Source organism: Chryseobacterium sp. MYb7, from assembly GCF_002979455.1.
Lineage (GTDB): Bacteria > Bacteroidota > Bacteroidia > Flavobacteriales > Weeksellaceae > Chryseobacterium.
In genome coordinates this window covers 1-8850 of sequence record NZ_PCOU01000054.1, presented here as the reverse complement: position 1 = coordinate 8850, position 8850 = coordinate 1, and the positions used below count along the sequence as shown (strand labels likewise).

The 8850-nt window shown below is 37.8% G+C and carries 3 protein-coding genes; all 3 read left to right on the top strand.

Annotated elements, in window-relative coordinates; genetic code table 11:
- Positions 1-497 precede the first annotated feature (497 nt).
- The 3 genes from CQ046_RS23120 to CQ046_RS23110 all read left to right on the top strand — a co-directional run bounded on the left by CQ046_RS23120 (position 498) and on the right by CQ046_RS23110 (position 8196).
- A complete protein-coding gene (locus tag CQ046_RS23120; RefSeq protein ID WP_105704523.1) occupies positions 498-5393 on the top strand; it encodes a PKD domain-containing protein in 4896 nt (1631 codons plus the stop codon).
- A gap of 71 nt (positions 5394-5464) precedes the next feature.
- The gene (locus CQ046_RS23115) at positions 5465-7327 is read left to right on the top strand and encodes a T9SS type A sorting domain-containing protein (protein WP_105704522.1); all 1863 of its coding nucleotides are present in this window, start codon (positions 5465-5467) and stop codon (positions 7325-7327) included.
- Positions 7328-7497: 170 nt separating this feature from the next.
- The gene (locus CQ046_RS23110) at positions 7498-8196 is read left to right on the top strand and encodes a DUF1826 domain-containing protein (RefSeq protein ID WP_105704521.1); all 699 of its coding nucleotides are present in this window, start codon (positions 7498-7500) and stop codon (positions 8194-8196) included.
- Positions 8197-8850: the final 654 nt, after the last annotated feature.

The following is an 8850-nucleotide window of genomic DNA, read 5'->3' as shown; positions in this document are numbered from 1 at the left end:
AATATTACATGGATCAGCCTACATTATCTGGCTTTTTCTATTTTGTTCCTAAGAAAAATAAAAGTTTAAACAGGTTTAATATATAAAACGGAATGCAGCAAGTAACTCAATGCTGTGAAAAAATGTTTTGAAAAGTAAAGATTTTCATCTAAAATTTTTTTTCTTTTTAATTCAATTTTACAAGTTGTTAATTTTAATTTATATTCAATTTTTAATTAAAAAAATAAACTATTTAGATTTTTAATGATTGTTTTGGTTTTTATTAATGATAAAAATTAAGTATTTTATTTATTTAAAAATGATATATGGCTCTCAACATGGAGTTCGGATAATTTTTTTCACATAACTAATATGTGGGTGAAATAACATATAAATAGGGATTTATCTATATTGTTGGTCTTCAGTTGTGAAATTGTGTTATTTTTTCACTATTAAATGATTATTATATTGTTTTTTTTATTAATTTGACAAAAAATTAATAACACTTTTTAATAACTATGAAAAACAACACCTATTTTGGTAGGCAGCACGTCATCAGATGGCTCCTGCTATGTTGGCTTTTAGTGCCTTGGGTACTACAAGCACAAGCTCGAATTACATGGACCGAAGAGGTCGGATGCCAGGAATTCCGCGGCGAAAAAGAAGGTCAGGTTCCTGACAACGGAATCGCCAGTTCCTACATCAATTCCGCCCAGTGTCTCAGGGTCTGTGAGAAATCAATAGATCCGGTAAAATACATGGTGCAGGGATCCAACGTTTCTAACGTACAATGGTCAGTCTCAGGAGGAACAGCCACAATTTCCGGAACCGGAAATACCTTAGCGTATGTTACGTGGGGGGCTGCAGGTAATGGTTCTTTACAGGCTGTTATCACTTACAACGACGGAACTGTGGAAACACAGACCATCTGTATTGAAAAAATCAACAGACCGATTGCTAAATTTGAATTGCTGAATCTGGATTATACCGTATGTAACAATACAACGGTGTACTTTGATAACCTTTCCGAGCAAAACGGAGGGTCAGATATTGTCAATTATTTCTGGCAATTCGGAGATGGAACTACTTCCACTTCCACCGCTTTTGAGCCGTCTCACGTCTATACTAATCCTGGTACTTATACCATTCAGCTTACTGTAACCAATAAGTGTGGATGCCAGAGTAAGTATAAAAAAGAGATCAAGGTAGTGAAATCTTACCCTGTACAGATTAACTGTGCTTCTGTAGTATGTGAAGGAAGTACAGAGAAATACAATGCAGAGGATGGATGCAACAAAGGACAATGGAAAGTTATTGGAGGAAATATTGTAAGCAATAACGGAAACGAAATTGAAGTAGTTTGGGATCAGGTAGATCCTATGGATGGTTTCGGATATGTAATGTATATGTCTGAATGTGCTTGTCCTGAATGGACTACTATTAAAATTCCTGTGATTTTAAAGAATGCAAAAGTTAAAGGTCAGGAGAAAGTATGTGCTGGTAAGCAATATACCTATTCTATTCCTCAATGGCCTACAACGAAAGTTAACTGGAATGTATCAGGCCCTGCAGGAGGTCAGTTGGTCAATACCCAACAGAGAAATGAAATTGTTTTCTCGGCAACTCAGCCTGGAATTTATCACCTTGAAGCTACTTATTTCAATACTTTATTATCATGTGAAGGACATGCTTCTATTGATATCGAAGTAGAGCAGCCGGTAACGATAAGCGGTGGTGCAGATGAGATCTGTGCAGGAACAAGCCAGACATTTACGGCTACTCCTAATGTACCTGTTATCTGGAAAGTAACTACAGGAGGATCTACTGTCACTTCGGGATTGGTATCCGGACCATTTACTTATCCTTTTACAACAGCAGGTACTTATACTATTGTTGCTGTGAAGCAAGGAGGAGGTTGTGAAAGTAATCCAAGAATTATTAAGGTATTACCGATTCCACAGGCGCCTACAGGAACTATTTCAGGAGAGACTAAAGTATGTCCTGGAAAACCTTATGTGTATACCATCAGCTCTGTAGATGCAGGGATGGTACCAGTTTGGAGTGTTACCAACGGAACAATCCAAGGGAGTAACGCTGGATCTTCAGTAACGGTTATATTTAATGCTGGTGCTTCGCCATATTCAGTGTCTGCACAGAATAAATCTATGAGTAATGCAGGATGTCTTTCAGCTCCAATTTCGTTCAGTGTAGCCGCATTGGATCTTAATACGATTACGGTCAATCCTAATCCGGGTGGACCTTTCTGTCCAAGCAGCACTCAGACTTTCACTGCCAATCTGAACGGTATTGTTCCGGATTTTATGGAATGGACATTTGGAAGTGCAAACTTCGGAAGTGTTGTAGGAGGACAGGGTACTAATAATATCATTGTGAACTTCAACGAAATTTCTTCAACAAACAATACTACGCTGAACTTAAGAGTTGTAAAATGTGGAGTAACAAAAATTATCAGTGTTCCGGTATCTTTATTACCGCTTCCTGTAGTGAGCTTCACAAATGTTGGAGGACTTTGTTTAGGTTCCAATCTTACATTCACTGTAAATCAGGGAATCATCACTTCAGCAACGAGTGTAACTTTCACTTTTGCTAACGGAACTACTTATACCACTACGTATAATCCATCTGGAAATTATAGCTTCCCGAATAACGGATATATCCAGAACGGTTCAGGAAGTAACATTTCTCAAACGGTGACAGTAACTTATACAGGAACTAACGGATGTAACTATAAGCCTACTGCAAGCGCTAACTTTACTATATATCCTGAAACTATTATTACGGTTTCTCCGGTATATAATATTTTGGTATGTGATCCTACAACAATGACACCGTATACGCTTACGGCAAATAGTTCTACAGGACTTACCAATATTGTTTCTTGGCAGTGGTTCAAGAATAATACACCAATATCTGGTGCTACTACCAATTCTTATACTATAGGAGGAGCAGGCGCTTTTGGAACCTATAGAGTACAGGCTGTAGATATTAATGGTTGTGTGGTTTCTTCACAGAACATTAATGTGAGCCAGCTATGCCCAAGCAGCGGAACTTGTACCGCAAATCCTCAGATCAACTTTACAGCTACATGGTCAGGTTGTAACACAATTTCTACTTCAGGGTTAACGTATACCGGAACTCCTGATCAGATCGAGTGGTCATCAGACAGTGTACTTACTTTAACTTCTCCTCAGGGACAGCCTACAGCAACATATCAAACTACTCTTGCAGGAGCACATATTGTTTTTGTACGTTTAAGATATGGATCATGCTGGTATAGCAAAGCTGTTGAAGTAAGAAAGAACTACGAGCCTAAATTCAGTGTAAGCACAGTATGTAGCGGAGGCGGATATAATGTGACTCTTTTCAATAGTTCTACTATTTTTGAGATCAATCAGTCATCTATTACCTATACATTCACTAGTCCGGGTCAGCCAACCCAAACAGGACAGTCGGCTACGTATAACAACCTTGCGCCAGGTACTTATACCTTCACCATGACAATGTCTGCGCCAGGAAAACCATCGTGTACAACTACGCAAACTGTTACATTAGCTCCGGTTCCTAGTACCAACTTCATGGTTCCGGCATGGATCTGTGTACGTGAGCCTATTACATTCACTGCAGCAGGATACAACTCGGCGAATACATACACATGGCTTTTTGATGGTACAGCATATGTGGCTTCAGGATCAGGTGCAACAGTTACGTATAATACAAGTGGTGCAAAGACAGTGCAGCTAAAAATCACTACCCCTAACGGATGTGTGTATATTTCACCAGTTGCTAATATTAGTGTGAAAGAAGCCTTCATTGATGGTAATATTTCACCTATTAATGTGGTTGCTTGTGCAGGATCTGTTCCTACACTTGTGTTTAATGGTTCTGTAGGAACTGCCAGCCAGTATATCTGGATGAATGGTTCTCAGCCAGTACCGGGAGCACCAAATTCATTGACATTCACACCTACTCAGTCAGGAACTTACTGGCCGGTATTGGTATCGCCTGATGGTTGTAAAACAAGCATCATGAGTACTAAAGCGGCAACAGTGACTGTTAAAAATGCTCCGTATGTAAATATTTCAGGTAAAGCTAATATCTGTGCAGGATCTTCTACAATACTTACGGGTCTTGTAACCGATAATACATTGGAATATCAATGGAAGAAAAATGGTGCATTAGCTTCACTTCCTTGGAGCCCGGGTCCTTATCCAATTACTTTCAATACAGGATCATTAGCTGCTGGTACTTATGTATTTACTCTTGAAGTAAGAACTCCAGGTGCATCAGGATGTGTGAGTTCTAAAAACTTTACCCTTACAGTAAGCAATCCGCCATCACCGGTTACGATAGCTTACAATCTGGTGAGCTGCCAGCCTTATAGAATTCAGCTAACTGCATCAGGACCAGCTGCGGGAGATTATAACTGGAGCAATGGAATGTCAGGACAGTCAATCACTGTGAATGAAGGTGGTGTATTCCAAGTTACTTATACTGCGCCAAGCGGATGTAAAGTATCTAATTCTGTAGAAGTACCATTAAGTCTTGAAAGCTTGATGTGGGTATTCCCTACAGGATGCTATGATGAATGTCTTAGAGAGAATAATTATATCTTAGGACCAAAAGGAATATTTGATCATCATGATTGGATGTTGTTTGGAAACAGTATTCAAAGTGGGAATAATAATTTCATCTTCCCATTATATATTGGAAATGCAGGTACCTACCAGTTACAGGTTAATCATTTAGGTTGCCAGTATACATCAGGAACCATGAATTACTATCCAGGTAAAGAATGCGGATACGAAACAGATTGTAAGATTAAAGGAGAGATTAAAGGAATGAAGTGGGTTGGAGGTCACTACGCGGTTTATGGGGCTATTTACAATACAGGAGGTCAGCCGATAAGTCTTAATGTTACAAGTGTTAATGGATACGGAGTTTATATTCCATCTATTATTACCATTCCGGCTGGAGGAATGTATGATATGAATGCAAATCCATTAGCATTCTATCCAAATCCAAACTTCCAGGGTACTGACGAGGTTTTATTCTATAATGAAACATGTAAGTTTAGTACCAAAGCGGTAGATCCGGACTGGATGGGTATGAGAAGTGCATCAAGAAGCGTTACTGCTACTGCTGTTTCTTCTCTGAAAATGATACCAAATCCTGCGAAGGAGAAAGTGAAAATCTCGTATAATACGGGCGATGAAAAATTACTAGCAAAACAGATTACAGTTTTTGATGCCATGGGCAATGTCAAATTCCGTAAAGAAGTAAAAGCGGCTTCCGGAGAGGTAGACGTGGAAGTTTCCGGCTGGCTGCAAGGTGTTTATATCGTTATTGTACAAACGGGAGACACATCATTACAAGGAAAACTAATTAAAAATTAGTGACTTATAAATCAGTGTTCTCTTCGGAGAGCACTGTTTTTTTATGATATGTGATAATTAAATGAATTTATATGATACAATTAAAAAACAAACTGTGGGGATTGCTTCTTATGCTGCCGGTATTATCTTTTAGCCAGACTTACCAGTGGCAATGGGCAAAACAGGCCGGCGGACAATCTGGTTCTGCCGATCCGGGGTTTAATTACCAATTTGATGAATCTATAAGGGATATTGTTGTAGATAATAACAACAACACCTACTATCTCGCAAGTGTATGGAATGGAGGTCAAAATCTGAATGGTGTAGCTGTACCCAATTATGGACTTCGTGATCTTGTTTTGTTTGCTACAGACTGTCAGGGTAATACATTATGGTCTACGGTTGTCGGAGGATCAGAAGATGGTGAAAATGCCTGGCATATTGAAGTAGATAATAATGGTGGATTATATGTAATGGCTACTCTTTATAACAATTCGTATAGCGGAGACCCTACTGCTGTTCCCATGCATTTTGATGCTGCTCACACCATGCCTTTGTATACATATTATGATCAGACGGTAGAACCTGCGCATAAAGCGGGTTATCTGCTTAAATACAAAACTTCTGACGGAACATTAGATTGGAGTAAGGCTTTGCAGGGAGATGTCAGCTATCTTAGCAGACGTTGTGACGTGCAGATGATGTATATGGATTCATCTAAAAATATTCATGCTATTATGGGTTTCAGAGCAGGAACTCATTTAAATGGTTTAATTACGGTTCCATCAACGTTTACTACATCGTTTCAGTATTATCTGGTTAAATTCAACTATGATAATGGAAATATGACACCTGCAACTCCTTTATTGCTTCCTATTACCGGTGGGATAAGCGCAGGAGGAACAGATGGTAAAGTAAACCTGCTGTATGATGAAAGTTTAAACAGATACTATCTGGCCGGAAAAAGAATGGTTGGAAATTACACCAGTAATCTTGAAGATTTCTCGTACAATAATATTCCGTTTACAAAAGATGCTTATGTACTTGCATTTAATGGAAGTACCGGAGCAGAGTTATGGAGAAAAGAATTTGATAATAGCTTACCAGGATTTATGGATGATGAAATTCATTCTGTTATCAAAGCTTCAGGCTCATCGGATATTTATATTTCAGGACGTTATTTTTCAGGAACGGTTCCTACCACTTTCGGGAACTATTCTTTTCCTGTACAAAACTATCAGGGACAGACTCCTTTTGTGATGAAGCTTAATGCTGATGGAGTAGTACAATGGGCAAAAGTTCCGGACGGGCTTACAAGCTTTTCTGCCTACCGTTTCATGAAAGGAAAAATTGCATTGAACGGAAATGAACTGGCATATGCTAAAGGAAGCTGGAATGAGGTTTGGGGAAGTTTTTCAATGACACGTCCCAATTCAGATTTATCAGATCCTTTGCTGGTGCGTTTCAATAAAGATACAGGAGCAGTAATTGGTACCGGAGAGATTCAGAGTAACTTTCAGGTTCAGGATGAATTTACAGCCATTGCTGTAGATAAAGACGGAAATTATGTATTAGGAGGTCTTTTTCATGACCAGCTGTTTACAGATTCCAATGATAACGTCAATACGATGACGGTAAATGTAACGGGAGGAAAATCCCAGTCTTTCATTACAAAATATTCTAAATCAGCATGCAGTCAGATGTCTGTGGAAGAAACAGCCGTTCAGGCAGGAATTCAATTATTCCCGAACCCGGTTCAGGATGTTCTTACTATAAGAAGTAAAGAACCTTTGGTTTCTTATGAAATCTTTAGGGCTACGGGACAGCTTGTAAAACAAGGGGCTTTGAATATGATGCAGGAACAAATCGTATTATCTTCTCTTCAGACAGGAGTATACTATATTAAACTTAAAACTAAATCTTCAACAGTAACAGAAAAATTCCTGAAGAAGTAAAAAAACAAAACTGAAAATTAATAACCTTATATATAAGCAGTGTTCTCTGATGGAGGGCGCTGTTTTTTTTATGCAGTTTTATGTCCGCATATCTTTATAATAGCGTTTTTTGATCAGCTATTCTGTATTTTTGCAGAGAATTGAGCCTCTAAAACTCTTTACTCCAAAATATGAGCACTATATTTTCTGACAACAGCCAAATTGAAATAGTTTCTTCCTTTTCTGAATTAATAGAAACCCATTTTCATGGAGCTATGAATGCAATTTGCTGGCACAGAAACCTTGCCGGAGATTTTAAGGAAATTGTCTCAAAACTTCAATCAGAAGATAATATTACAGAAATTTTTCCGGAAGATCTTTTAGCCTTACAGCTTTCAGAAGAAGGAATGGTGGCAAGAGAAACAATCTTAAATGATATGAAATTGTTGGCAGATTTTGGAGCATCTCCATCTCTCAATTTACTTAAATATTATGATCGGGATGAAGAGTTAGGGTTTATTTCAACAGATGTGTATTCTTATCATGTAGACCGTTCATCCATTGGAACAGATACTTTTTTATGTACTTATCATGGGGCTGCAAGTGATATTATAGCCAATGATCAGGTGGAGCAGAAAGTTTTAATCCCTGAAATCCGTGAACAGCTCAAAAAATTGCATGACGGTCCGGAAGAAGAATTTGAAGACTTCCTGAAAGAATATTTCTTTGATCTTCATTATCAGCCTAAACCCAATGCTAAACCTGTTAATCTTGGTCTGGGACATCTTTGGCGAATTGCTGTAGATCATCCAGAACAACAAGCTTTACCATGTGTACACAGAGCCCCTGTGGAGAATGACGGTGAATATAGATTGCTGTTGATCTGTTAAGGTGGTTTATTGAATTTTAAAGATAGTTAGAAATATCAACAAAGCCGTGAAAATCCAAATTCACATTGAGTCTATGTCTTTGCACATTCCTGCGACTATTCTTTAAGTTATATATCTAGCTTTGTCCATATAATTATTAAATATATATAGTATGTCACTTAAAATACTAATGTTTTGTGTGGTTGAAGCTTTATCTATTGTTTTGAAATTACAGGACAAAAAGAAATTTAATGATGAGGTTATCCGTATGGCTAAAGAAAATGTCTGGATAAAATGATTGTTGCTATGGCTATAAGCTGGACACTTTAAAGAATGAAGAAGACATTGATGCAATGAAAGAGAGTTCAGCATTAGCCTTTATGAAATAAGCTGCAGGTGAATTAGCAGAAAAGATCATTCGTTTTTATGAATCCTACAAGAAAGATTCAAAAGCCGTGTTAGTGTGTTTTTATCACAGTGACTTAGAAAAACCTCTGTCCAAAATTATACTGATACGGAAAAACCTCCTGAAAAGTTTATAACTAAAAACGCCACAATATAACCGTGAATTTTTGTATAAAAAACAGTTTCTTTTAACGAACCTGTTTAAACTTTTTAGAGAAAGAGTTTCCAGAAAATTAGCAATTTAGAGTTGCAAAAAAAAGAACTAAAATC

What these genes read in the sequence shown, in the direction of transcription:
- CQ046_RS23110 (WP_105704521.1), top strand. Translation starts at nt 7,498, where the DNA reads ATGAGCACTATATTTTCTGACAACAGCCAAATTGAAATAGTTTCTTCC.
- CQ046_RS23120 (WP_105704523.1), top strand. Translation starts at nt 498, where the DNA reads ATGAAAAACAACACCTATTTTGGTAGGCAGCACGTCATCAGATGGCTC.
- CQ046_RS23115 (WP_105704522.1), top strand. Translation starts at nt 5,465, where the DNA reads ATGATACAATTAAAAAACAAACTGTGGGGATTGCTTCTTATGCTGCCG.